At 71.9% G+C, this 25,023-nt stretch carries 16 protein-coding genes; 10 read left to right on the top strand and 6 right to left on the bottom strand.

The window, feature by feature from the left end:
- Positions 1–30: 30 nt before the first annotated feature.
- Positions 31–609 carry a fasciclin domain-containing protein gene (locus AB0D99_RS00885; protein ID WP_362355319.1) on the top strand — a complete coding sequence of 193 codons (579 nt, stop codon included), beginning with the start codon at positions 31–33 and terminating at the stop codon, positions 607–609.
- A gap of 252 nt (positions 610–861) precedes the next feature.
- Here the strand turns inward: AB0D99_RS00885 and AB0D99_RS00880 are convergent, their stop codons facing one another.
- Positions 862–1,302, bottom strand: a complete 441-nt coding sequence (locus AB0D99_RS00880) for an SRPBCC family protein (protein WP_362355316.1) — start codon at positions 1,300–1,302, stop codon at positions 862–864.
- A 224-nt stretch (positions 1,303–1,526) separates the two neighbouring features.
- Between AB0D99_RS00880 and AB0D99_RS00875 the strand changes: the two genes are divergently transcribed.
- Together AB0D99_RS00875 and AB0D99_RS00870 are read left to right on the top strand one after the other, a co-directional pair.
- A complete protein-coding gene (locus AB0D99_RS00875; RefSeq protein WP_362355313.1) occupies positions 1,527–3,113 on the top strand; it encodes an SDR family oxidoreductase in 1,587 nt (528 codons plus the stop codon).
- Positions 3,114–3,209: 96 nt separating this feature from the next.
- A complete protein-coding gene (locus tag AB0D99_RS00870) occupies positions 3,210–4,583 on the top strand; it encodes a deoxyribodipyrimidine photo-lyase (RefSeq protein WP_362355310.1) in 1,374 nt (457 codons plus the stop codon).
- A gap of 22 nt (positions 4,584–4,605) precedes the next feature.
- Here the strand turns inward: AB0D99_RS00870 and AB0D99_RS00865 are convergent, their stop codons facing one another.
- The 3 genes from AB0D99_RS00865 to AB0D99_RS00855 all read right to left on the bottom strand — a co-directional run bounded on the left by AB0D99_RS00865 (position 4,606) and on the right by AB0D99_RS00855 (position 10,770).
- Positions 4,606–6,678: an MMPL family transporter gene (locus AB0D99_RS00865; protein ID WP_362355307.1), complete on the bottom strand. Its 2,073-nt coding sequence runs from the start codon at positions 6,676–6,678 to the stop codon at positions 4,606–4,608.
- 336 nt (positions 6,679–7,014) lie between these two features.
- The gene (locus tag AB0D99_RS00860) at positions 7,015–8,145 is read right to left on the bottom strand and encodes a PP2C family protein-serine/threonine phosphatase (RefSeq protein WP_362355305.1); all 1,131 of its coding nucleotides are present in this window, start codon (positions 8,143–8,145) and stop codon (positions 7,015–7,017) included.
- A gap of 162 nt (positions 8,146–8,307) precedes the next feature.
- Positions 8,308–10,770: a SpoIIE family protein phosphatase gene (locus AB0D99_RS00855; RefSeq protein ID WP_362355302.1), complete on the bottom strand. Its 2,463-nt coding sequence runs from the start codon at positions 10,768–10,770 to the stop codon at positions 8,308–8,310.
- A gap of 1,202 nt (positions 10,771–11,972) precedes the next feature.
- On the opposite strand from AB0D99_RS00855, the gene AB0D99_RS00850 reads away from it, so the two are divergent.
- From AB0D99_RS00850 to AB0D99_RS00840, 3 genes are all read left to right on the top strand, one after another.
- Positions 11,973–12,860, top strand: coding sequence for a DUF4436 family protein (locus AB0D99_RS00850; protein ID WP_362355299.1), 888 nt, complete (start codon positions 11,973–11,975; stop codon positions 12,858–12,860).
- A gap of 479 nt (positions 12,861–13,339) precedes the next feature.
- Positions 13,340–14,737, top strand: a complete 1,398-nt coding sequence (locus tag AB0D99_RS00845; RefSeq protein WP_362355296.1) for an alpha/beta fold hydrolase — start codon at positions 13,340–13,342, stop codon at positions 14,735–14,737.
- Complete coding sequence (locus AB0D99_RS00840) at positions 14,734–16,326, top strand: alpha/beta hydrolase (RefSeq protein WP_362355293.1); 1,593 nt, start codon at positions 14,734–14,736, stop codon at positions 16,324–16,326. Before AB0D99_RS00845 ends, AB0D99_RS00840 begins: the two co-directional genes overlap by 4 nt.
- Before the next feature lie 84 nt (positions 16,327–16,410).
- Here the strand turns inward: AB0D99_RS00840 and AB0D99_RS00835 are convergent, their stop codons facing one another.
- Positions 16,411–18,318 carry a hypothetical protein gene (locus AB0D99_RS00835; RefSeq protein ID WP_362355290.1) on the bottom strand — a complete coding sequence of 636 codons (1,908 nt, stop codon included), beginning with the start codon at positions 18,316–18,318 and terminating at the stop codon, positions 16,411–16,413.
- A 185-nt stretch (positions 18,319–18,503) separates the two neighbouring features.
- Positions 18,504–19,652: an ROK family transcriptional regulator gene (locus AB0D99_RS00830; protein ID WP_362355287.1), complete on the bottom strand. Its 1,149-nt coding sequence runs from the start codon at positions 19,650–19,652 to the stop codon at positions 18,504–18,506.
- Positions 19,653–20,162: 510 nt separating this feature from the next.
- Here AB0D99_RS00830 and AB0D99_RS00825 point away from each other — a divergent pair.
- The 4 genes from AB0D99_RS00825 (at position 20,163) to AB0D99_RS00810 (ending at position 24,981) form a co-directional block, all read left to right on the top strand.
- Complete coding sequence (locus AB0D99_RS00825) at positions 20,163–21,059, top strand: ABC transporter permease subunit (protein ID WP_362356017.1); 897 nt, start codon at positions 20,163–20,165, stop codon at positions 21,057–21,059.
- Positions 21,056–21,991, top strand: a complete 936-nt coding sequence (locus AB0D99_RS00820; protein WP_362355284.1) for a carbohydrate ABC transporter permease — start codon at positions 21,056–21,058, stop codon at positions 21,989–21,991. The genes AB0D99_RS00825 and AB0D99_RS00820 overlap by 4 nt, the downstream gene beginning before the upstream one ends.
- Positions 21,992–22,117: 126 nt before the next feature.
- A complete protein-coding gene (locus tag AB0D99_RS00815; protein WP_362355281.1) occupies positions 22,118–23,779 on the top strand; it encodes a hypothetical protein in 1,662 nt (553 codons plus the stop codon).
- Positions 23,776–24,981 (top strand): Gfo/Idh/MocA family oxidoreductase, encoded by a 1,206-nt coding sequence (locus AB0D99_RS00810; RefSeq protein WP_362355278.1) that lies wholly within the window; start codon positions 23,776–23,778, stop codon positions 24,979–24,981. The genes AB0D99_RS00815 and AB0D99_RS00810 overlap by 4 nt, the downstream gene beginning before the upstream one ends.
- Positions 24,982–25,023: the final 42 nt, after the last annotated feature.

Raw genomic sequence — 25,023 nt, 5'->3', positions numbered from 1 at the left:
TCCTGGGCCGGCCCAGGAGGAGAGAGCATCATGAACACCTCACACGTCATGCGCCGCGTCGCTGCCGTCGCGGCAGCCGTCACCCTTCCGGTGTCGCTGGGCGTACTCGCCCCGCAGGCGGTGGCCGCGGCGGAGAACGGGCCGTTCGGGCCCGGCTGCAGCGCGCTCCCGGCCGAGGGGGAGGGCAGCGCCGAGGGCATGTCCGACGACCCGGTCGCCACCGCGGCCGCGAACAACCCGGAACTGTCCACGCTCGTCTCGGCCGTCAAGGCGGCCGGTCTGGTCGACACGCTGAACAACGCCGAGGACATCACCGTGTTCGCGCCGACGAACGACGCCTTCGCGAAGATCCCCAAGGCGGACCTGGACAAGGTCCTCGCGGACAAGGCCGCCCTGACCAAGATCCTCACCTACCACGTGGTGGACGAGGAGGTGGGCAAGGCGGACCTCGCCGACGGCTCGTTCAAGACGCTCCAGGGCGGCACGGTGACGACCGACGGCTCCGGCGACGCCTACACGGTCAACGGCACCGCCAAGATCGTCTGTGGCGACGTGCAGACGTCCAACGCCAACGTCCACGTGATCGACACCGTCCTGATGCCGAAGTGACGCCCGCGGTGACGCCCGCGACCGGCCGAACGCTCGCGCCTCCCGTCCGGGGGCGCGAGCGTTCGGGGACGGTGCGACCGTCCGGAGGGGGTGGCGACCCGGAGAGGGTGGCGACGTGAGCGCCTTCGGGAGGACGCGGGCGAATTCGGCGTCGGGCGAGGATGGCGACGTGGGGCGCGAGGGCGGCGACGTGGTGCGACGGCTCAGCGGCAGTACGTCCACGGCTCAGCTGCAGGAGTACTGCGCGACCGCTCAGCGGCAGTACTGCGCGACCGCGGCCGGGAGACGTTCGGTCACGCCGTCCCCGAGCCGTTCGAACTCGGCCCGCAGGAAGGGCGTGGCCAGCTTGGCCAGTCCGTGGAACCGCAGGGATCCGACGTACGTCAGCTCCGTCACCGCGGGAGAACGCGCCTCGAAGCGCATGTCGTCGGTCGCGGTCACCGTCGAGTTCTTCCCCACGAACACCAGACGGGCCGGGTCCCGGGTCTCCAGCCGGTAGAGGAGGTCGCTGGTCCGCCCGCGGAAGTGCGAGGTGTTGCGCCATGTCGACCCCGGCCGCACCGGACCCTCGTCGACCCGGACGCAGCGCACCGTCCCGGGATCCCATTGCTCGGTCCTCCCGAAGTCCTCCAGATAGGCGACCACCTCGTCCAGAGGACACGCGATGACCATGTTCCGCCGCACGACGATCACGCCGCCGCCTCCTTCGTCCGGCCCGACGGCCGTCGGGTCTCGTCGTCCCTCCTTCTCCCGGAAGGACACCGCTGGATGCACGACTTCCCTCCGCACGTCACGACGGACGCCTCCCCGTGCATCCAGCCGAGTCGGGAAGAGGGAAGACCTCTCGTGTAGTACGGCTTGGACCAGGACGTCATCCGTTCCGAGCGTCCGTCCGTCGGGAAGGGGAGTGGCTGGCCATGGCGACGCGTACAGGGGACTCGTCCACGGGCGAGCGGTGTCTGGTCACGGGAGCCGGTGGATACATCGGCGGCCGGCTCGTACCCGAACTGCTCGACGCCGGGTACGCCGTCCGCTGCCTGGCCCGTACACCCGCCCATCTGCGCGACCTTCCGTGGGCCGACCGCGTCGACGTGGTCCGTGGCGACGTCACCGACGCCGACACTCTGCGGCCCGCTCTGCGGGACGTGCAGGTGGCGTACTACCTGGTCCACTCCATGAGCTCCGGCCGGGACTTCGAGGAGACGGACCGGCGCGCGGCCCGCATCTTCGCCGAGGAGGCCCGCGCGGCCGGGGTCCGCCGCATCGTGTACCTCGGCGGTCTCACCCCGGTCGACATCCCCGAGGACGAGCTCTCCCCGCACCTGCGCTCCCGGGCCGAGGTGGGAAGGATCCTGCTCGCCTCCGGGGTGCCCACGACCGTGCTGCGGGCGGCCGTCGTCGTCGGCTCGGGCTCCGCCTCGTTCGAGATGCTCCGCTACCTCACCGAGCGCCTCCCCGTCATGGTGACCCCCAGCTGGGTCAGCACCCGCGTGCAGCCCGTCGCCGTCCGGGACGTCCTGCGCTATCTGGTCGGCAGCGCCCGGATGCCCGAGGAGGTCAACCGGACCTTCGACATCGGGGGGCGCGACATCCTCACCTACCGGGAGATGATGGAGCGCTACGCCACCGTCGCCCGGTTGCCCCGCAGACTGATCCTCCCCGTCCCGATGCTGACCCCCCGTCTCTCCAGCCATTGGATCGGGCTGGTGACACCGGTACCCGCCGCGCTCGCCCTGCCGCTGGCCGAGTCGCTGCGGTACGAGGTCGTGTGCTCCGAGAACGACATCACCGACCACGTGCCCGACACGCCCGGTTCGCCGCTGTCCTTCGACCGGGCCCTGGCCCTCGCCCTCCAGCGGGTGCGCGACGCCCAGGTCGTCACCCGCTGGTCCTCCGCCTCGCTGCCGGGAGCGCCGAGCGACCCGCTGCCCACCGACCCCGACTGGGCGGGCGGCAGCCTGTACACGGACGAACGGCGGCGTGACGTCGCCGCCGGGCCCGAGGCCCTGTGGCGGGTCATCGAAGGGATCGGCGGCGAGAACGGCTGGTACTCGTTCCCGCTCGCCTGGGCGCTGCGGGGCTGGTTCGACCGGCTGGTCGGCGGGGCGGGGCTGCGGCGCGGCCGTCGCGACGCCGACCGGCTGCGGGTCGGCGACGCCCTCGACTTCTGGCGCGTGGAGGAGATCGAGCGGGGGAGCATGCTCCGGCTGCGGGCGGAGATGCGCCTGCCCGGTAAAGCCTGGCTGGAGATGTACGCCGAGCGGGACGGCGCCGGGCGGTCCCGGTACCGGCAGCGCGCCGTGTTCCACCCCCGGGGCCTCGCCGGACAGCTCTACTGGTGGAGCGTCGCGCCCTTCCACACGATCGTGTTCGGCGGCATGGCCCGCAGGATCGCGCGGACCGCCGAGGAGTCGGCGAGCGCCGGCCGCGGCGACGCGCCCGCTGCCGCGGACCCGGCCACGGAACCGCCCCGGCACGGCCGCGAGGAGCAGCCGCATCCGTGAGCCCTCCGCGCGGAGAAGGAGGACCGCAGTGCACACGCAGCAGTGCACCGGGCGTACCCGCCTCCGCCCCGGTGCTCGATCGCCAGGAGTGGTGACATGAACGTCTCGGTCGTCCTGTACACGTCGGACCTCCGCCTCCACGACCACCCGCCCCTGCGCGCCGCGCTGGAGTCGGCGTCCGAGGTGGTGCCCCTCTTCGTCCGCGACCCCGCCGTCGACCGCGCGGGCTTCGCCGCCCCCAACCGGCTGGCGTTCCTCGCCGATTGCCTGACCGACCTCGACGCGGGGCTGCGGGAGCGGGGCGGCCGGCTCGTGGTGCGGCACGGCGACACGGTGGAGGAGGTGTGCGCCGTGGCCCGGGAGGTCGACGCCGACGAGGTGCACATGGCGGCGGGCTGCAGCGCCTTCGCGAGCCGGCGGGAGGAGCGCCTGCGGCACGCCCTGGAGACGGACGGCCGCCGGCTGTACGCCCATGACGGGGTGGTGACCGTGGTGCCGCCCGGCGCGGTCACTCCGGGCGGATCGGACCACTTCGCCGTCTTCACCCCCTACCACCGGCGGTGGTCGGCCGAGCCGCCGCGTTCCCCGGTCGCGGCTCCCCGGTCGGTCACGGTTCCCGGGGACGTGCGCTCCGAGGACGTGCCCGCGCGGGGCGCGGTGTCCGAGGTGTCGGAGGGCCTGGCCGTCGGGGGGGAGCGCGAGGCGCGCCGGCGGCTCTCGGCGTGGATGTCGCGGCATGTCGACGCGTACGAGGACCGTCACGACGACCTCGCCGGCGACGTCACCTCCCGGCTCTCCCCCTATCTGCACTTCGGCGCGGTCTCTCCGGCCGAGGTGGTGCACCGCGCGCGGTCCCGGGGCGGGGCGGGCGCCGACGCGTTCGTACGGCAGATGTGCTGGCGGGACTTCCACCACCAGGTGTTGAACGCCCGCCCGCACAGCGTCACGGAGGACTACCGTCCGCGCCACGACCGCTGGCGGCAGGGCAAGGGGGCCGAGGCCGACCTCCTGGCGTGGAAGGAGGGCCGGACCGGCTATCCGGTGGTGGACGCCGCGATGCGGCAACTCGCCCACGAGGGCTGGATGCACAACCGGGGGCGGCTGCTCGCGGCCTCCTTCCTGACCAAGACGCTCTACCTCGACTGGCGGGCCGGAGCACGCCACTTCCTCGACCTCCTCGTCGACGGCGACGTCGCCAACAACCAGCTCAACTGGCAGTGGGTCGCGGGCACGGGCACCGACACCCGGCCGAACCGGGTCCTCAACCCCGTCCTCCAGGCCAGGAGGTACGACCCGGACGGCGCCTACGTCCGCCGCTGGGTCCCGGAACTCGCCGGTCTGGAGGCCCCGGCGGTCCACGAACCGTGGAAGCTCACCGCGCGCGGGGAGGTCTCCCTCGACTACCCCGACCCGATCGTCACGCTCGTCGACGGACTGGCCCGCTTCCGCCGTGCCCGCGGCCAGGACTGACGCCCCGGCCGCGGTCGCACCCTCAGGGGCGGTGCCGGAGGGCGCCCGGCCACCAGACCCCGGGGCCGATGTCCCGGACGAGGGCCGGCACCAGGAGCGACCTGACGACGAGGGTGTCGAGCAGGACGCCGAAGGCGACGATGAAGGCGATCTGGACCAGGAACGCCAGCGGGATGACGCCCAGCGCGGCGAAGGTGGCCGCGAGCACGACGCCCGCCGAGGTGATGACCCCGCCCGTGGCGACCAGGCCGCGCCGTACGCCCTCACGTGTCCCGTGCAGCGCCGTCTCCTCGCGCACCCGTGACATGAGGAAGATGTTGTAGTCGACGCCGAGGGCGACGAGGAAGACGAAGCCGTACAGGGGGACGGCGGGGTCTGTTCCGGTGAAGCCGAAGACGTGCTCGAAGACGAGGGCCGACACCCCCAGGGTGGCCAGGAAGTTGAGCGCGACCGTGGCCACCAGGAGGACCGGCAGCAGCAGGGAGCGGAGCAGCCCGACGAGGATCACCAGGATGATCACGAGGACGACCGGGACGATGAGCATCCTGTCGCGCTCGGCGGTGAGTTGGGTGTCGTACCGCTGCGCGGTGTAGCCGCCCACGAGCGCGTCGGCCCCCGGCACGGCATGCAGCGTGGTGCGCAGGTCGGCGACGGTGCTCTTCGCGGCGTCGGAGTCCGCCGTGTCGCTGAGGGTGACGTCGATCCGCACCCGTCCGTCGGCGACGAGCGGCTCGCGGGAGCCGGGGGCGACGAAGACCGTCGCGGAGTCGACCCCGTCGACGCCCTCGGCGGTGGTCCGTACCCTCTCGGCGGCGTCGGCGTCCGCGATCACCACTCCGGGGTTTCCGACGCCGCCCGGGAAGTGCTCGCTCAGGCGTTCCTGGGCGGCGACGGACGGGGCGTCCTGGACGAAGATCTCGTCGAGCGGGACGCCCTTGGAGTCGAGCGTGAGGGAGAAGGCGGCGCAGGCGAGCAGGGCCGCGAGGGAGGCGGCCCAGACCTTGCGCGGCGCCCGGTCGACGAGCGCCGCGACCTTGCGCCAGACCGGGTGGGCGTCGTCCCCGGTCGCCGCCTTGGGCCGGGCCGGCCAGTAGGCGGAGCGGCCGAGCAGGACGAGGGCGGCGGGCAGGAACGTCAGGGAGCTCAGCACGGCGCAGGCGATGCCGATGGCGCCGACCGGTCCGAGGGCCCGGTTGTTGGTGAGATCGCTGAGGAGCAGGGCGAGCAGGCCGAGCGCGACGGTGGCCGCGCTGGCCACGATCGGCCCGAAGGACTGCTTGAGGGCGGCGCGCATGGCCGGAACGCGGTCCCCGCCGCGCGCGCCGAGCTCCTCCCGGAAGCGGGCCGCCAGCAGGAGGGCGTAGTCCGTGGCGGCGCCGATGACCAGGATGGAGAGGATGCCCTGGACCTGACCGTCGACCCGCACGATGTCGTTGTCCGCCAGCACGTAGACGATGGCGCAGGCCAGGCCGAGGGCGAACACCGCTCCGATGATGATCAGCAGGGGGAGCAGGACGCTCCGGTACACCAGGAGCAGGATCACCAGGACGGTCACCAGGGCGACGACGAGGAGCAGACCGTCGATGCCGGCGAAGGCGTCGCCCAGGTCCGCCTGCGTCGCGGCGGGGCCGGCGATCCACGCCGTGGTCCCGGGCACGGCCGACACCGCGGCGTCGACCTTCTCCAGCGTCGCGCCCAGCTCCTCACCGAGGTCGGGGCGGAGCTGGACGATTCCGCGCAGCGCTTCGCCGTCCTCGGACGGCAGGGCGGGGGAGGGCGCGCCGACCACGCCCGCGGCGCCCGTCAGCGAGGCCAGGGCGCGGGTGGCCGCGACCTGGGTCGCAGGGTCGACGCGCCCGCCGCCGTCGGCGGTCCAGACGACGATGGCGGGCAGCGTCTCCTCCTGGCGGAAGGATTCCTGGGCCTGCAGGACTCGGGTCGACTCCGCGCTGCGGGGCAGGAAGGCGGCCTGGTCGTTGGTCGCCACCTCGCCGAGCTTGCCCGCGTACGGGCCGAGTCCGCCCCCGACGGCGAGCCAGACGACGAGCACCAGGAGCGGCAGCAGCCTGCTCGCCCAGCGCAGAGGTGTGGCCATGGAAACTCCCCAAGACATCTCGATGATTAACAATCTTAATGATCGAAATAAATTGAACCATGCGAGGCCGGGGACCCGCGCGGCCGGGTGCGGGAAGGCGCGCTCGGCATCTCCACCGTTTCTCTCCCCGGGCACGCGGTGGATGCGATGGACGGCGAAGTCGCCCGGGGGAGTGGTGCCGGCGCGGCTGAACGGCGCCGGGGGAGTGGTGCCGGCGCGGCTGAACGGCGCCCGGGACACCGGAGGTCAAGGGCGGGGCCGTGGACGGCCCCCGTAACGGCGGAGCAGGGCGCGGACCGACGGGGGCTCGGGCTCAGCGGCAGTACGGCCGCGCGCTCACCGGACCGCTCGCGGTCGATGGGCGGCGAGGAGGGCCATGTCGTCGCCGGTGAGGCCGTCGGCGTACCGCTTCACGTCGCCGACCAGCGCGCCGAGGAGCCGCACCGGGGAGGAGAAGGTCCGGCCGCCCAGCCGCGCCGCCGGGTCGTAGAACACGCCGTCCCGGCCGCGGGCCTCCGACAGGCCGTCCGTGTAGAGCAGCAGCGTCGACTCCGGCGGGAAGCTCCACTCGTCCGGCTCGCGCGGGGTCGGTGCCAGCTCGGAGAGGCCCAGCGGCAGCGCGTACGACCCGGGGGCCAGGGTGAGGACCTTCCCGTCGCCCGCGAACAGCAGCGGCGGCGGATGACCCAGATTGAGGACGCGGACGACGTCGTGACCGGGCGGGATCTCGACGAGCACACACGTGGCGAAGGCTTCGGTGTCGTCGAAACCGGACCGGCGGACGCTCTCCCGGGCCAGGGCGCGCTCCAGACTCCCGGCCAGCTCCACCAGTGTTCCGTCCCGGTCCGCCGCCTCCCAGAAGGAGCCCAGGATCACGGAGACGGTCTCGATCGAGCCCAGCCCCTTGCCCCGTACGTCGCCCATGACGAGCCGTACCCCGAAGGGCGTGGACCGCGCGGCGTAGAGGTCGCCTCCGACCAGCGTGTCCTCCACGGCCGCCTCGTAGTGGCTCACCAGGTGCAGGCCGTCCAGGCGTTCGGGGGGAGTCGGCAGGACGGCCCGCTGCGCCGCCTCGGCCGCACCCCGGGCCGAGGCGAGCCGCGCCCGCCCGCGTCGCACGACCCGGTTGAGGAGAAGGGCGATGGCGGTCACGAAGCCGATCGTCGCCAGCTCGGTCGCGAGGTCCTGGACCACCGCGGGCTCCCACATCGACCCGGCGACCAGATTCAGCAGCGCCGTCGCGACCAGCCCCGCGCCGCCGAAGAACAGCGTGGCCCACCACGTGTACAGCGGCGCCGCCATCAGCGGCGCCGAGACGAAGAAGGGCGTCCCGGTGAGCTGCGCGGGCGTGGTGACGTGGAACAGGACCCCGAACACGATCAGGAGGACGGGCAACAGCAGCGACAGCCTCAGCGCGTTGGTGCGCCCGCCCAGGGCTTCCTGGACGCCTGTGAGCCGTCTGTCCACACGCACCTCCGGGGGGAGGGGCTCCGCTCCTCAGTATGCGGGTGCGCGCACACCCTCGCCGCCCGCGCCCGAGGCAGCGCACCGCGCCCGGAACCCTGCCGCGCGAGTCGTGGGGCGGGGGCGTCCGTCTCGTCGCGGGTGGCGGGGTCGAGCCCGGTCGGCTCACCCCGCGGCGGCCTGCTGCTCCGCCCAGATCGTCTTGCCGTTCTTCGTGTAGCGAGTGCCCCAGCGGTCGGCCAGCTGGGCGATCATGAAGAGTCCGCGTCCGCCCTCGTCGCTCTCGGTGGCGAACCGCACGTGGGGGGCGGTGGACGCGCCGTCCGTGACCTCGCAGATGAGCGAACGGTGGCGGATCAGCCGCAGCCGGACCGGAGGCCGGCCGTAGCGGATGGCGTTGGTGACCAGCTCGCTGACGATCAGTTCGGTGGTGAGACCGAGGTCGTCGAGCCCCCAGTCCCGCAGCTGCCCCGTGGCCAGCGAGCGGGCCCGGCCGACGACGGCGGGGTCGGAGGGCAGCTCCCAGGTCGCGACCGACGTGGAGGGGAGGGCCCGGAGGCGGCCGAGGAGGAGGACGGCGTCGTCGAGGGGCTGTTGCGGGAGCAGCGCGTTCACCACGGAGCCGCACCGCTCGTCGAGGGAGCCGGACGCCGCGGCCAGAGCGCCGCACAACGAGGCCAGGGAGGCGTCGACGTCGCGGTCACGACCGGTCACCAGGCCGTTGGTGAACAGGGCGAGCGTGGCACCGTCGGCGATGTCGACACGGGTCGACTCGTAGACCACCCCGCCGAGCCCCAGGGGCGGTCCGACCGGAACGGGCAGCAGGTCGGCGGTGCCGTCGGGGCCGACGAGTGCGGGCGGGAGATGCCCGGCACTGGCGATCGTGCAGCGACGGCTCACGGGGTCGAAGACGGCGTAGAGGCAGGTGGTGCCGACGGACGGGGTCGGTTCGCCCGCGGCGAGCCTGATGTCCGTCGCCTGGCCGACGGCGTGGTCGAGCTGGGTCAGCAGCTCGTCGGGCGGCGGATCGAGCGAGGCCAGGGTCTGGATGGTGGAGCGCCACCGTGCCGCGTGCGCGGTGGCGTGGATGCCGCGCCCGGGGACGTCGCCGACGACCAGGGCGACGCGGGCGCCGGAGAGCGGGATGACGTCGAACCAGTCGCCGCCGACCTCGCCATGGGCCGCGGCGGCGACGTGCCGGTGCGCGACGCGGACGCTGTTCTGCTCGGGGAGCGCGCCGATGAGAAGACTGTTCTGCAGCGCGAGCGCGGAACGGTGCTCGCGGGTGTAGAGGCGCGCGTTGTCGACGCACAGCGCCGCGCGGGCGACCAGCTCCGTCGCCAGGGCCAGGTCGTCCCGCTCGAAGGGCTCGGGGCGCTGCCACCGGTACATGTGGACGACGCCCAGGGTGGTGTCCCTGGCGCGCAGCGGCACGAGCATCAGGGAGTGGATGCCCGCCCCGAGCATCGTCGCCGCCCTGACGGGGTCCTGGGCGAACCAGTCCTCGGCGCTGTGCAGCACGGGGATCAGCCGCGCGGCGCCCCCGGTCAGGCATTCGCCCAGGGGCGTCGCCGCGGGGAACGTCATCAGCTCGCCCACGGGATAGCTCGCTTCCGGGGCGTGCTCCCGTACGGAGCGGAGCGCGGTGCGGCGCAGCAGGGCGGTGATGTCCGGGGCGCCGGGCGGCGGGGGTTCGCCCTGGGCGACGCCCTCCAGCAGGTCGACGGCCACGAAGTCCGCGAGCGCCGGGACCAGGACCCGCGTCAGCTCCTCGGCCGTCCGGGTGACGTCCAGCCGGGTGCCGATCCGTTCGCCCGCGGTGTTCAGCAGGGTGAGGCGCTCGCGCGCCCGGTGGCGTTCGGTGATGTCGACGACGGAGGACGCGACCGCGGCCAGCCCCCCGGCGGGGTCGCGGATGCGGAACGAGCTGATGGACCAGACGTGGTCGTGGTCGGGGTCGGCCGGTGTCCTGCCGCGGTGCTCGGTCGTCAGCTGGGGGACGCCGGTACGCAGGACCGCTTCGAGCCGCCGCTCCATCGCGTCTCCCTCGGGCCACGGATAGACCTCGCTGATCCGCTTGCCGACCGACTCGCTCGCGGGGATGCCGTGGATCTTCTCCAGGGCGGGATTCACCCTGGTCAGGCGGAGGTCCGGGCCGTAGATCGCCAGACCGATCGGCGACTGGGCGACCAGGCCCTCGAGGATCGCGTACTCCGCCTCGCTCCGCCGCGCCGCCGCGCTCCGGACCGCGCTGACGTGCCAGACCGCCGGGCTTCCCTCCGCCGCGGCGAGCCGGGAGGCGCGCAGCCGCACCTCCACGCCGTGCCCGTCGCGGTGCCGGAGGGCCGCTTCGCCCTCCAGGGATTCACCGGTGCGGCACCGCGCGGCGCGGGCCGCGATGGCGGCTCCGTCGCCGGGCGCGAGGAGCAACTCCGAGGCGGGCAGGCCCACGAGGGATCCGGGGGAGTGGCCGACGAGCCGCTCCACCGCCGCATCGCAGGCCACGACGCGGCCCACGGCGTCGAGTACGGCCACGGCCGACTCGGGCTCGGGTCGGCTGCTCGGGGCGGGGGTGTGAGCCCTGCGTGCGCACATGGCCACCAGTTCCGGTGAGGAGGACTGCGGCACGAAGGATCTCCGCGTCGGAGAACATTATGGTCGGTTCCGGGCGCGATCGGCTCGGCGGAACGGTCGACCGGGCGAGCGACGTCCCCGACTCGACCCGACGCGATTCGACCCGATCCGGCCGCCCGATTCGAACCATCCTCGTCCCGCTCGCCCGCTCGCCCGCTCGGCGTTGCTTCGCCTGCTCGGGTGAGGCGCCTGACCCCGGGCCGACAAGGCGAGGCGGGGTCACCACGGGTCCGAGAGGCGCTGGGGCCTTTCAGGCGCTCCAAGCGCACAGGAATCACGCAGATTTGCGACCTGGTTCGGCGTAGGTTTTCGCGGACTGATCTGGAAACTTTTCGAGGATCCGATACGAATCACGAGTCGTGAATCTTCTTAGTGGTCTACGTTAGTGGTGCCGCCTTACCCAATCTTTGGGGTAAGTGGACAGAGAAGCGGGGGCACGCCGTACGACATGCCCCCGCTGTGAGGGTCGGACCCCGACTAGGATCCGTGGCCGTTCCTGAGCAGATCGAGTGCAAGTCGAGCTGTGTTCACCAGGAACGATCCCGCAGCGAGGACCCCGGTCGGGGTCCACCGCTTCCACCAAGGCGGCTTCTGCTTGTCCACTGAAGTCCTCTCGTCGTTGAACCGAGCGAAGACGAGGGACTCCTGTGACGGCACATCAACCACCACTGAAGGCAGCGTATTCACCGGGTGCGTCGTCATGGGTACGTTTCGCTTGGGAAGATGTAATTCGCCATCGTTCGCCATGGCGCGTGCAGCACGCCACCCGCAAACGCCACCCCTCGCTCATCTATGTCCGCCACTGCGGATATCGGGAATAGTCGTATAAAGACGACACTTCGGCCGTTGCGTGCTCCGGGTGTGCGGCTCTACGAACGCAGCGGCCGTCGGGTCCGGTCGACCGGCGGGCGCGGCCTCCCCGCCCGCCGGTCCCTGGAGTGGCGGAGCGGGCCGCGAACCCGTGGCCGAGGTGCGGGTGCTCGTGGGCGTGAGGTGCCGACACGCCCGCGTGGATGCGGTGGATCGCCGGCCCCGTCGACGAGGATCGGACCGCGGCCACCGTCCCCGTCCCGGAGAGGGCGGCCACCAGCGACGATCGTGCCCGCTTCGGCAGACCGCGCCGCGTGGGCGGGAGGCCGCTGCCGGTGTCCGGCGGGACGCGTCCGTCCCCCCTCCCCACCTCGCCGGAGTCACCCATGGCCCCACCCTCGGACGCACCTCGCCCCCGCCGTTCCGGGTCCTCGCTGCTGCCGGTCCTGCTGGCCATCGCGGTCCTGATCGTCGTGGCGGTGTGCGTGGGGTCCTGGCTGCAGTTCTCCGAGCGGGAGGCTGCCGACACGGTCCACACCGTCGGATCGTCGGCCGCCGATCGTGTCGACGTGGAGGCCGCCGTCCAGCGCGTCGACGCCGCGGCCAGGGAGATGGTCCTGCGCGTCTGGGTCACGCCGCGCGGGAGCCTCGGCGAGGCGGGGGGCGCCGCCCCGGCGGCCGATCTCACCCTCCAGACCTCCGGTGCCACCCTCGGCGACCTGGAGTTCCCGGCGCACGAGCGGCTCGCGACGCGGGACGTGCAGGTCGCGCTCTCGGGCGGGTCGATCAGCGACTACCCGTTCGACACCTACGAGACCGACATCGCCTTCCGCGCGCAGCTGGGCGGCGAACAGGTGCCGGTGCGCCTGATGTTCTCCAACAACGACACGCTCTTCTCGGTCACCGCGACCCCGGTGCCCTCCGGGCAGGAGGCCGTCATGCGGGTGGGGCTGTCCCGCTCGGGCAGCCTGCTCGGCTTCGTCCTCTTCATGATGGTGGTGATGTGGGCGCTGGCGGCGTCCGTGCTCATCGCCGCCTGGTATCTGACGACCCACGGCACGGGCCTGGTCTGGCCCGCCCTCGCCTGGATGGCCGCGACGCTGTTCGCCCTCTCGGCGTTCCGCAACACCGCCCCCGGCACACCCCCGATCGGCTGCGTGCTGGACTGGTTCGCCTTTCTGTGGGCGGAGACCGTCATCGCCCTCTGCCTGATCGCCGTGGTGCTGACCAGCGTCCGCACCGCCCTCCGGGAGACCGCCGACCGCACGGAGTGACCGGCCACCGAACAGCTCGTCGACGACGCGCACTCACCCGGACCCACGCGCACTCACCCGGAGCGGGACTGCTCCGAGTGGCGCTCAGCGGTGGTTGACGACCGCTCACCGGCAGAGGCTGGCCTTCGCGGTGGTCGCCACCCGACGCGGTCGGGGACGGGCGGAGCCGCCTCACAGCATCGTCATCAGTCTCGGCGCGGCCGAGGCGGTCAGAAGGACGGAATCACATGGCGGAACAGGGCATCAGAACGGGCTGCCCACCGTTCGCTCACGGAAGTGACGGGCCCGTACGGAGGCGGGCGCGTCGCCGTCACGCACCGCGAGGCTCCCGGCGGTCGCCCGGCGGGCTGGCGCTTCTCGCGGCCGGGCTGGCATTCCTGGGCGCGGTCGGCCCGACACCGAGCAGCGCCGCGTCACCCCCGTCGACCGGGCCCGGTCCGGGAGGTGCGACGCGCTTCGTCCCCGGCCCCTGTCCGCAGGTGCCCGAGCCGATCCCCGGACGGTGCGGCCTCCTGGAGGTGCCCGAGAGCCGGACCCACCGCGGCGGACGGACCATCAAGCTGACCGTCGCGATCATCCCGGCCGCGTCGGCGAAGCCCGCCCAGGACCCGGTGGTCTTCATGGAGGGCGGGCCCGGCGGCGACGCGATCGGGGCCATCCCCTTCCTCATCGCCTCCGGCGTGAACCGGGAACGCGAGCTGATCGTCATGACCCAGCGCGGCGGGCTCCATTCACAGCCGAACCTCGCCTGCCCGGAGATCGACCGGTTCAACGCGAGGGCCGTCGGGCTGCCCTACGACGCGCCCTCGACCGGACGGCTCCTGGTGCGGGCGGCGAAGGAGTGCCGGGACCGCCTGACGGCCGACGGCATCAGGCTGAGCGACTACAACACGACCGAGAACGCCGCCGACTTCGCCGACCTGCGCAAGGCGCTCCGCATCAAGAAGTGGAACGTCTACGGCTACTCCTACGGCACCGATCTGGCTCTCACCCACCTGCGCCGGCACCCCGAGGGCGTCCGCACGGTGACCATCGACTCGGTCGTGCCGCCCCAGATCGTGAGCCTGCCGTGGGCCTGGGACAGCGCCCAGGAGGGGATCAACAAGATCTTCGCGGCCTGCGAGGCACAGCCCCGCTGCAAGAGCCGCTACCCGGACCTGTCGCGCACGCTGACCGTGCAGGTACGGAGGCTCGAGGCGAACCCGCTGACCGTGACGGCGCAGCCGCCGGGCGGCGGAAGCCCCGTCAAGGTCGTCCTCGACGGTGGCACGCTGGTGAACCTGCTGGTCACCAACGGGGGCGCGCTGCCTGCCGTCGAGGTCCCCGCGGCGCTCGACGAACTCGCCCGAGGGAATCCGGAACGCTTCGCGCGCGCACAGGCCGCCGGCGCGACGCCCGCCATCGGCGAGTTCGCCCACGGTCTGACGCATTCGGTCGCGTGCGCGGAGTGGGCGCCGGGCTTCACGAAGGCCGACATCCTGGAGGCGGGCCGCCGGGCCTTCCCCGGGTGGCCGGACACGGTCCTGGCCCACGCGCCGCAGCTGCCCTTCGAGTACGACCTGTGCCGTGTCTGGAACGTCCCGGACCGCACCGCGATCCAGCGGGTGACCACCTTCAGCAAGGTGCCGACGCTGATCATCTCCGGCACGTTCGACGCGAAGACGGGGGCGAGCTGGGGGCCGTACACCGGACGCACGCTGCCGCGCTCGACCGCCGTGCTGATTCCCGGGATCGGCCACTTCGTGGTTCCCCAGTCGCCCTGCGCGCAGAGCGTCCTGGCCTCCTTCCTCGCGCGTCCGACCGCGCCCGACACCGGGTGCGTGGCGGGCCTCGCGCCGCAGCCGTTCCTCATCACCCCCGACCCGGAGAGAACATGATGTCCCTCTGCTCACCACGAGCCGGGCGCGCGTCGCGCGGGCTCCCGGCCGCGCTGGCCGGAGCCACGGCCGCCGCCCTCGTCGTCGGCCTGGCCGCGATGCCCGCACACGCGGAGCCCGACACCGGCAAGCCGATCGGCACGGTCGCGCGGACGGCGGGCGACGCCCGCTTCGCGCCGGGACCCTGCCCGAGGACGGCCGACCCGATCCCCGATCTGGCGCGTGCCCGCTGCGGGACCCTGACCGTCCCCGAGAAGCGCTCCCACCGCAAGGGCCGGAAGATCACCCTCGCGGTGGCGATCATGCCGTCCGTCGCCGCCCGACCGGCACCCGACCCGATCGTGTGGCTCGCCGGCGGGCCCGGCGACGACGCGGTCTCCGAGATCCCGATGGCGCTCGCGGGCGGCCTGAACCGCGACCGCGACGTGATCTTCATGTCCCAACGCGGGACCTACTCGGCCGACCCGGAGCTCACCTGCCGGAACATCGACGAGTTCGCCGCGGACTCCCTCGACCTCGTCTTCGGCGCACGGTCCACCGGGCGCCTGCACGTCGCGGAGACCCGCAAGTGCCGCGACGGCCTGGCGAGCCGCGGGGTCGACCTCAGCGCCTACAACGGCACCGAGAGCTCCGCCGACTACGACGGCCTGCGCCGGGCACTGGGCATCAGGCAGTGGAACGTGTTCGGCATCTCCTACGGCACCGACCTGGCGCTCCAGTACATGCGACTGCACCCGAAGGGCATCCGCTCGGTCGGCATCGACGGCGTCCTACCGCCGTCCCTGGCAGGCGGGGCCGTGACCTGGAAGGCCGCACGCGAGGGCTTCGACGGCATCTTCAAGGCGTGCGCCGACCAGCCCGCCTGCAACACCCGCTATCCGAACCTCAAGGCCACCTTCGAACGCCTCGTGGTCGAGCTCGAAGCACGACCGGTCACCACGACCGTCACGGTGCCGGGCCGGCCGGAGCCGGTGGAGGTGACACTGGACGGTGGGCTCCTGGTGAACTGGCTGACCTTCGCCAGCCACCTCGCGCCCGGCGTGCCCCGTTCCATCGACGAACTCGCCCGCGGCAACCCGCAGCGGATCGCCGAACAGTACGCGGGCGGAAAGCTCAGCCCGCAGGCCATCGGAAGGGTCTCCCACGGGCTCGTCTTCGGCGTCTTCTGCAGCGAGTGGACGCCGTACGAGAGCGAGGGCGACGTGATCCGGGCAGGGCGACGCCTGTTCCCGTCGTTCCCGCGCTCCGTGCTGGCCAACGCTCCGCTGCTCAGCTGGATGCACGCGGACTGCCGCGCCTGGGACATCCCCGCGGCGCCGCCCTCGATCCGGTCCGTGACGCGCAGCGACATCCCGACGCTCGTCCTGTCCGGCGGGTTCGACGCCCAGACCGCGCCGAGCAGCGGCCCGTACGCCGCCCGCACGCTGAGCCGGTCCACCGCCGTCACGATCCCCTACGTCGCCCACGTGGTCTTCGCCGACTCGCCGTGCGCGCAGACCATCACCCGCTCGTTCTTCAACACCCCGACCGCGCCCGACAGATCATGTCTCGCGGGTCTCCAGCCGCCCACGTTCGAGATCGCGCCGTAGCGACACGGCGGGGCCGGGTCCGGGACCGTCCCCGACCCGGCCCCGCCGTGCCGACCCGTATCGTCCGATCGTCGTGGACCCGGGTCACGGCCACCGAAGGATCACATAGCCGCGGTGCGGCACGTCGGCCTCCACGTGCACGCGCGGCCCCACCCGCCGCACCGGCACCGGCACCGGATCCTTGAGGGGCTCCAGCAGCAGCGCCGTCGGATCGACGTCCGTCGTCACGACGGGGCGCGCCGGGTCGGCGGACCCGTTCGCGATCGCCAGCCGCCGTGCACCGCCCACGTCGCCGTACTGCGGGATCAGGTGCGGTCCGCCGGTGACCAGGGGGAGTTCGGCGCCGAGGAAGCGGACCATGCGCTGCGCCAGGCGCTGCCCGTCGTCGCAGCGCCCCAAGGCGTCGGGCGCGCATGCCGCCAGGGTCATGACGCGTCCGCCGAGGCGGTTGGTGTGGGCGACACGGCCGTCGCCGCAGTGCTCGCCCCGTGGCGTGAGGATGTGCGTCCACGCCCGGGCCCCGGGTGCGGCGGTCATCCTGGCCAGCGCGGGCTGGACGTTCACGCTCAGCAGCGCGTCCTCGTCGAGGACGCGTTCCATGCTGTACGGATCGGGCCGCGGGGTGTCGCGCTCGACGATCTCGTCGACCCGGACGCCGAGGAACTCCCCGTAGCCGCGTTCGCCGAGGACGCGCGCGGCAACTCCGTCGAGGAGCAGCCCTCCGGCGAGGAGGCGGGGCAGCTCCTCGTCGGGTACGCCCCAGGCGGCGTTGCCGAACAGTGCCGTCACCGGCGCGGCGCCGGCCTGGACCGGAATGCCGTAGGAGAGCAGGAAACGCGCGGTGCGCACGGGGTCGGCCTCCAGCCCCCGCAGAGTGCCGTCGCCCGGGATCGACGCCGCCGTCTCCGGCCACCAGGGGACGCCCACGCCGATGGTCGTCAGGGCGTCGGTGACCGTCGCGTCGAGTGCGGGACGTGAGGAGTCGAGCAGGCGGCCGATGCGGGGGTAGCGCGCGGGATCGCCGGTGACGAAGGGGAACAGGTCCAGGAGGAGGGCGTCCGCGCCGGAGAGTTGGGCGGTGACCATCTCCGACCACGTCTGGGTGTCGGACTTGCTCCACTCCGTGTGCGACCAGTTCTCGATCTCCGGCGCGACCTCGACCGTGTCGGGCCGCAGCGGCCTCTGCAGTTCGAGCATGGCGACGGAGTGGGAGAGATGGGCGCCGGGCTGGTCGCTGTACGGGGCGAAGTGCGGGCGGTGTACGTCGCAGCGGGTGAACAGGGCGTCCCAGTCGCGCCCTTCCAGGGACGCGGATCCCAGACCGGAGCTCATGATGCCCAGCCGTGCCCGACCGCCGACGGCCTCGCGCACGGCGTCCAGGGCCTCCTCCTGCGTCCTGCGCCACGTACGTCGGAGGATCTCCCGCCAGGGGTGCACGCCCGCGCCGGTGACGGCCTCCACGAGCTGCTCCCTGGAGGGGCGTATGCCGGCCGACTCGGCGAAGCGGTCGAGCATGCCGGGCTCGAAGCCTCCGCCCCAGGTCAGGGGCGCGTGGTTGTGGAAGCGGAAGTCGTCCTCGATCCACAGCACGCGGAAGCCGAGTCGGGCGAAGCGGCCGTAGTGCGAGGCGAGCCAGTCGCGCCAGACCGGGCATGCGAAGGAGGCCGTCGCGGTGGCGACCTCTCCCCGGGGCGAGACCATGGGCGCGAATCCGAGGTCCTGCACACGCCCCCGGTCGGCGTGCCCGGTCGTCACCCAGGGGTTGAGGGCGAGTGAGACGCCGAACTCCGTGAGCACCTCGTGCGCGTGGGCCACGTGCTCGAACCAGAAGTCCTCGTCGGCTGCCGCCGGATGACCCGTGTGCAGCTCCTCGGAGCCGTAGATCAGGACCACCTCGTCGACGCCGTGCGCGACGCAGAACTCGCCCAGTTCGCGGGGGTCCCGCCCGGGAAGGAGCTGGTAGCGCAGGTGGTAGCGCGACGTGCCGGTCATACCTGGGGTCCCCTGTTCACACGGGTGACGGATGACTCAGGGAGCCGCGCGGACCTGCTCGCCCGCGGGACGGTCCTCGCGTGCCGCTCCCTGCGGCACGAGACAGTAGCGCACTTTATGAAAACCATCAGGTTTATTGGTGCCGGCCTCCGCGCTCCGGGGCTCTTCGCGCCCGAAACGGGCCGCTATGCCGGGGTGGTGTCCGATCCGCGGGCCGGCGCGATGCCGGATTCGGTGTGCTCGAGCGCCAGTCGCGCCGCCCCGGTGGCGACCGAGTCGCTGCCCAGGCCGGACGCCACGACCTCGGGCGGGTACAGGCAGGCCCGGTTCAGGTGTTCCTGGATGGGCTCCACCAGCAGGGCGCCGCCACTCGACAGCGAGCCTCCGATGATGACCATCTCCGGGTCGAAGGGGCCCACCACCGTCACCAGGCCCTCCGCCAGTCCGACCGCGAGCGCGGTCACGGCCTCCGAGGCCCTCGGGTCGCCCACGGCGGCCCGGGCGAAGGCGAATTCCGCGGCCTGCGCCGGTGAGCGCAGCTCTCCCGGTTCGACCGCCGTCGCGAACTCCATGACGGGTCCGAAGACCTGCCACAGGCCGGTGGCGTGTTCGCCGATCTCACCCGACGCCGAGTGGGCTCCGCGGTACGGCTTGCCCCCGATGAGCATGCCCAGGGACATCCGGTTGCCCGCGAAGAGGTAGAGCACGTCCATGCGGTCGACGGCGGCGCCCCGCCACCGCTCGGCCAGGACCGCGAGGCGGACGTCGTTCTCGACCACCACGGGCGCCGAGATACGGGCCGACAGCTCGTCCTGCAGCGCGAGGCCCGTCCACCCGGGCAGCACGGAACTCTTCACCACCCGCCCGGTACCGTCGACCACCCCGGTGGTGCCCACCCCCACCGCCATCGGGCGCTGGCCCAGTTCCTCCGAGCAGTCGTCGACGAAACGCTCGATCGCGTCGAGGCGCTCGTCCACGGTCATGTCGGGGAAGATCGCCGCCTTGCGGGACTGGGTGACCTCCCCGCTCAGGTCGACTCCCACCGCCTGCAAGCGGTAGGCGCTCACGCTCAGTCCGAGGACGCGTCCGGCCGACGCGCGGAAGCGGTAGCGCTTGGCGGGCCGGCCGCGCAGCCCGCGCTCCTGACCGCACTCCTCGGCCCACCCCTGTTCCAGCAGCTCTTCCATGATCGTCTCGACCGTCGGCCTGGAGACCTGCACCTGCTGGGCCAGCTCGGTCAGGGTCGCGGCCGTCTCGCGGTGCCGCAGAACGCGCAGGACGGCAGCGGAGTTCAACCGCCGCAACAGGGAGGCGTCTCCGCCGTGCTGGTTCATGTCACGCATCCTACTTACGAAAGTTCACAGAGAAACGAGAGTGCTGCGGAATTCGTCGGCGCTTCCTCCGTGCTGCCGGGGCGGAAGCCTCGTGGCCCCTGTCAGCTGGGGGTGCGGAGGTCTGCGCGGGGTCGGGCGGCTGCCGCTCGTGGCCCCGGCCTCCCACGCCTGGACCCCTCGTTAGACAAATGATTTGAATAAAGGTCTTGACCGGGCGCGACCCGACCTGTTGACTCCTGCCACATTCGCACCGAGGCCCGACGCCATCGAGCCGACGCCGGGCCTTCGGAAGCGCTGATGCCACCGCTCGGCCCTCCGGGCGCCCCAAGAACGCCGGGCGCGGGTCGACGTTCCCCCCGCTCCCACTCGCCGCAGGAGGTGCATGTGTCGGCCGCCGCACCCGCTTCGCCCCGTCCGGACACGCCTCAACCCGCTCCGCCGCGCGACCAGCGCGCACGTTCGCGTTCCGCAGCCGGAAAGGCGGTCCGGGAACCCGGAGTCCGACGCAGCATCCGGGACCGCCTCAGGCGGGACCGGATGCTGCTGCTCCTGTGCGTGCCCGGCATCCTCTACTTCGCGGTCTTCTTCTACCTGCCGCTGGCGGGCAACGTCATCGCCTTCCAGGACTACCAGACGTATCTGGGCTTCCAGCAGAGCCCGTTCGTCGGCTGGGCCAACTTCGCCGCGCTGCTGGAGCAGCCCGAGTTCTGGTCCGCCGTGTGGAACACCCTGGAGATCAGCGTCGTCCAGCTGTTCCTCTACTTCCCGGCACCGGTAGCCCTCGCGCTCTTCCTCAACTCCCTGATCAGCACCAAGGTCCGCCGGCTGATGCAGACCGTGGTCTACCTGCCCCACTTCCTGTCCTGGGTCGTGGTCGTGGGGATGTTCCAGCAGGTCTTCGGCGGCGCGGGCACGGTGACGAGTCTGCTCAACGACAACGGCGTGCCCGTCGGCAACATCATGAACAACCCGGACACGTTCATCCTGCTCCTGACCTCCCAGGCCGTCTGGAAGGACGCCGGCTGGGGGGCGATCATCTTCCTCGCCGCCATGGCGTCCATCGACAACTCGCTCTACGAGTCGGCGGCCATGGACGGCGCCGGCCGGCTGCGGCGCATGTGGCACATCACCCTGCCGGGCATCCGCCCGGTGATGATCATGCTCCTGATCCTGCGGCTCGGCGACATCCTCTCCGTCGGCTTCGAACAGATGCTGCTCCAGCGGGACGCCGTCGGCGCGGAGGCGGCGGAAGTGCTCGACACCTACGTCTACTTCCACGGCGTCGTCGACGGGGACTGGGGCATGTCCACCGCCGCCGGACTGATGAAGGGCGTCATCGGATTCGTCCTGATCGTCCTGGCCAACAAACTCGCTCACCGCCTCGGCGAGCAGGGGGTCTACCGATGAGCATGCCGTCGCTTTCGACGATTCTCGGCAAGGGGCGACGCCGCCGCCCGACGGAACGCCCCGTGTGGATGGAACAGCCCAGCAGGGCGGGCCAGGGGCTCAAGCTGCTCGTCATGGTCGCGATGATCGTCGCGGTCGGCTACCCGTTCCTGCTCGCCATCGGCACCAGCCTGTCCACCAAGGCCGAACTGGCGGCGAACGGCGGGTACGTGCTGTTCCCGACCGATCCGACCCTGGAGGCGTACCGGGTCGTGCTCTCCGGTGGCGTGGTCACCCGTGCCGCCCTGGTCAGCCTCGGCATCACCCTCGTCGGCACCGCGCTGAGCCTCGTGTGCACGATCTGCCTCGCCTACGGACTCTCGCGGCCCGGGACCCTCGCCGGAAAGCCGCTGCTCCTCATCGTGGTCGGCACGTTCCTCTTCACGCCGGGCATCATCCCCAACTATCTGGTGGCACAGGCGCTCGGACTGCTCGACACCTACGGCGCGATGGTCGTGCCCATCATGCTCAACGCCTTCAACGTCATCGTGGTGCGGGCCTTCTTCCAGGGCATCCCCGAGGAACTGCACGAGGCGGCGCGCCTGGACGGCGCCGGCGACCTGAAGGTGCTGCTGAAGATCGTGCTGCCGCTCTCGAAGGCGGTGATCGCGGTCGTCGGCATGTTCTACGCGGTCACCTACTGGAACAGCTTCTTCAACGCGATGCTCTACATCAACGACCCGGACAAGCTGCCGCTCCAGGTCGTCCTGCGCTCGTACGTCCTCCAGGGCGACACCTTCAACGCCAAGGCGATGGGCGTCAGCGTGCTTCCGGCCGGCACCTCGCTGTCGATGGCCGTGCTCATCCTCGCCGTCCTGCCGATCGTCGCCGTCTACCCCTTCCTGCAGAAGTACTTCACCAAGGGCGTCCTCACCGGCGCGATCAAGGCGTGAGCCCCCAAGTCAACCGCCCCGCCCCCCGGGCCGCCCGCCCCACCGCGCGTCCCGAGCCCCTGCCGCGCGTCCCGCACCCCGCCCGTCACCCGTCGCCCCTCGCCTTCCATCCCCTCAAGGAGAGCCATGTCCTCCAGAAGCCTCAACCGTCGTGGGTTCCTCGGAGCGGCCGGCGCCGCCGGCCTCACCGTCGCGGGTGGCGGTGCGCTCACCGCCTGCAGCACCGGAACGGGAACCTCCCAGGGCGCCGGCGCCGAGGCTTCGGCCAGGCTGAAGCTGCCGGACTACGTGCCGGCCCAGATCGCCGCACCGGACCTGCCGGGCAACGGCCAGGGACTGGACCCCGCGTACCTGCGCTACCCCAGGAACCCCGCCCGCAGCGTGCCCGCGGTGCCCGGTGACGGAGAGCCGGTCACCGCCCTGACGGAGACGTTCACCACCGCGGCCCCGGCCATGAACCGGAACGCCTACTGGCAGGAGCTCAACAAGCGGCTCGGCTCGGAACTGCGCATGACGATCGTCAACGGCCTCGGCGCCGAGGACGTCTACCGGGCGAAGTTCAACGCGACCGTCGCGGGCGGCGACATGCACGATCTGATGTGGTTTCCGCCGAACCAGGGTCTGAAGAACGTCCCCGCGCTCCTGCAGGCGAGGTTCCACGACCTGACGCCGTACCTCTCCGGTGACGCGGTCAGGAAGTACCCGAACCTCGCCAACATCCCCGACTTCGCGTGGAAGACCGCAGTCTTCAACGGCAGGATCTGGGGCGTGGCCGTCCCGTACGGGCGGATGGGCCAGGTCTACGTGGCCAACGAGGACTTCTGGAAGCCGGTGGGCGGGGTGAGCTTCGACAGTGCCCAGGACTTCCTCGACAAGGGCAGGGAACTCCTCGACGTCAAGCGCAAGAAGTACGTGCTGGAGCCTGCCTACGTCAACCACATCATGCAGTTCGCCCAGTGGCACGGGGCCCCCAACCGGTGGCGGCTCGACGGCGGCAAGCTCACCCACACGTTCGAGACGGACGAGTTCCTCGCCGGTGTCGAGTTCGCCCTCAAGTGCCAGCAGGCGAAACTCTTCTGGCCCGATCCCAACCTCGCCACCACACTGGAGAAACTGGAGGGGGGATTCCTCGGAGCCCACGTCCAGTCCTTCCCCGGCTTCCTCAACGACAGCGCGATGTACGACTGGCCGGCCAAGGTCATCGTCCCCTTCGCCGCCGAGAAGGGCGGCACCCCGAGCTTCAGCTTCGGCTACGGCTCGGTCGGCTTCACCGCCATCAACAACAAGGTGAGCAAGGCCCGCGTCGAGACGCTGCTGCAGGTCATGAACTACCTCAGCGCACCCTTCGGCAGTGAGGAGCGGCTCTTCCTCGACTACGGCATGGAGGGCACCCACCACACCCGGACCAAGGACGGCGACGTCACCCTGAACACCAAGGGCAACGCCGAGGTGCTCACCACCCGGCAGGCCATCACCTTCTTCGGCAACTCTCCCCAGACCCTCTACCTGCCGGGCAAGCCCGACACCACCCGCGACATCCACCGGACGGAGGTGGAGCTGATGAGGATCGCCCGGATCAACCCGACCACGGGCTACTTCTCCGACACCGACGCCAACAAGGGCGCCTCGGCCTCCGGCGACTTGTACACCTCTCTCGGGGACATCGTGGCAGGACGCAAGCCGCTCTCCTCCTTCGAGAAGGAGATCCTGCCCAAGTGGCAGCGCTCCGCCGGCAACGCGATCCGCCGCGAGTACGAGAAGGCCATCGCCCAGGGCGGTGCCAAGTGACCGACGACCTGCGCATCGGCGTCATCGGCCTCGGTCTGCGGGGCAACCTCGCCCGGTCGGCCCACCGTCCGGGGCAGGGCTCGGTCGTCGCCGGGGTCGCCGACCTCGATCCGGCTGTCAGGGCCCGGGTTCCCGAGCGCTTCCCCGGAGCGAGAGCTTTCGGCGACCACAGGGCGCTCCTGGACGACGACGGCATCGACGCCGTCATCGTCGCCACCCCCGACGACACCCACGAGGCCGTCGCCCGCGACGCGTTGGAAGCGGGGAAGGCGGTGTACGTGGAGAAGCCCCTGGGCATCACCGTCGAGCAGTGCGACGCGATCCTGCGCACCGCGTACGAGACCGGCAGCCACCTCTACGTCGGGCACAACATGCGGCACATGGGCGTCGTCCGCCTGATGCGCGACATCATCGCCCGCGGCGACATCGGTGAGCCGAAGACCGTATGGGTACGGCACTTCGTCTCGTACGGCGGTGACTACTACTTCAAGGACTGGCACGCCGACCGCCGACGGACCACCGGTCTGCTCCTGCAGAAGGCGGCGCACGACATCGACGTGATCCACTGGCTGGCCGGCGGATACACGCGGCGCGTCAACGCCCTGGGAGACCTGATGGTCTACGGCGACCTGCCGCGCCGCGAGGCCGGCACGCCGCGGCCGGAGGGCTGGCTGCGCGCCTTCGAGTGGCCGCCGGGCGCGCGCACGGACCTGCACCACATCGTGGACGTCGAGGACGTCTCGGTGATGAACATGCGGCTGGACAACGGCGTCGTCGCGGCGTACCAGCAGTGCCACTTCAGCCCCGACTACTGGCGCAACTACACGGTCATCGGCACCGAGGGCAGGCTGGAGAACTTCGGCGACCGGCCGGGCGACGAGGTCCGCGTCTGGAACACCGGGCCGAGCGACTACCGGACCGACGCCGACGCGATCCACAAGGTGCCCGACGCGGAGGGCGGCCACGGCGGTGCCGACGCACGGATCGTCGAGGAGTTCTGCCGCTTCGCCCGCGAAGGCGGCGCCACGGACACCTCGCCGGTGGCCGCCCGGATGAGCGTGGCCGCGGGGGTCATGGCGACGCGCTCGCTGCGTGAGGACGGCGCGGCGTACGAGGTGCCGCCGCTGGACCCGAAGCTGATCGCGTACTTCGGGAACGGGCAACTGCGGACGGAGGCCCCCCGGCAGGAAGCCCGGCGATGAGCTCGAAAGCCCGGCGATGAGCTCGACCCGCTCCGGGCCCCG

This window comes from Streptomyces sp. NPDC047971 (genome assembly GCF_040653355.1).
Lineage (GTDB): Bacteria > Actinomycetota > Actinomycetes > Streptomycetales > Streptomycetaceae > Streptomyces.
This window is presented reverse-complemented; position numbering and strand designations above follow the sequence as displayed.